General features: G+C 66.8%; 1 protein-coding gene and 1 pseudogene. Both read left to right on the top strand.

Annotated elements, in window-relative coordinates; translation table 11 throughout:
* The coding region (locus AC1D1P_RS23800; protein WP_477674710.1) for an FGGY family carbohydrate kinase at positions 1-921 on the top strand (921 nt) is incomplete at its 5' end.
* A 54-nt stretch (positions 922-975) separates the two neighbouring features.
* Positions 976-1,188: pseudogene (locus AC1D1P_RS23795) on the top strand (esterase-like activity of phytase family protein); the annotation flags it as partial.

Raw genomic sequence — 1,188 nt, 5'->3', positions numbered from 1 at the left:
GTGCACACCAATCAGTGGGACGACGAGCTGCTTGAGCTGCTGGGCATCCCGGCTTCGCTGATGCCCAAGGTATTACCTTCGAGCGCGCATTACGGCGAGGTGCGCCCCGATCTGCTGGGCCATGACATCCCCATCGGAGGCGTCGCCGGTGACCAGCAAAGCGCGCTGTTCGGCCAGGCCTGCTTCAAGGCCGGCATGGCAAAAAACACCTATGGCACCGGCTGCTTCATGTTGATGCACACGGGCAGCCAGTTTCAAACCTCACACAATGGCCTGCTGACCACCAGCGCAGCCCAGGCAACAACCCAAACGCAGTTCGCCACCGAAGGCAGCGTGTTTGTTGGCGGCGCCGTGGTGCAGTGGCTGCGCGACGGCCTGCACGCCATCAAGGGCAGCGCCGAAGTGCAGGCGCTGGCCGAAAGCGTGCCTGACTCAGGCGGCGTGATGATGGTGCCGGCCTTCACCGGCCTGGGTGCACCCTACTGGAAACCGGATGCGCGGGGCACCATCACCGGCCTCACGCGCGGCACCACCGTCGCCCATATCGCGCGCGCCGCACTCGAAAGCATCGCCTACCAAAGCGCCGCCCTGCTGCAGGCCATGAGCCGCGACGCGGTGAGTGCTGGCGCCGCACCTGTTGCGGAATTGCGCGTAGACGGCGGCGCCTGCGTCAACGACCTGCTGATGCAATTCCAGGCCGACCTGCTGGGCATACCGGTGATCCGCCCGGCGGTCATTGAAACCACCGCTCTGGGCGCCGCCTACCTGGCAGGACTTTCCAGCGGCGTCTACAGCAGCACCGACGAGTTGTCCGGCATGTGGCGCGCCGAGCGCAAGTTTTTGCCTACGCTGGGCGCGGACCGGGCCGCTGAGCTGATGGCGCGCTGGGAGCAGGCGGTGCGGCAGACCGTGCTGCAGTAAGCGCAGCCCTGCCCTGTCACATTTCCCACAGGTGCGGCCGCTAGACTTGGCTGCATGAACCCCTATGTCACAGCACCCTCCAGGCGCCGGCTGGTCCTCGGAGCCGGCGCAGCCGCAGTGCTGGGCCTGGCCGGCGGCAAGGCACCGCAGCCGGCAGCAGCGGCCACGCAGCCGGTCCACACACGTCTGCGCCTGATCGGTGAATCCCGCATTCCACACCGGTTGCAATTCCAGGGCACCACGGTGGGCGGTCTCTCAGGCATTGAC

This window comes from Polaromonas sp. P1_E1_2, assembly GCF_056406035.1.
This window is presented reverse-complemented; position numbering and strand designations above follow the sequence as displayed.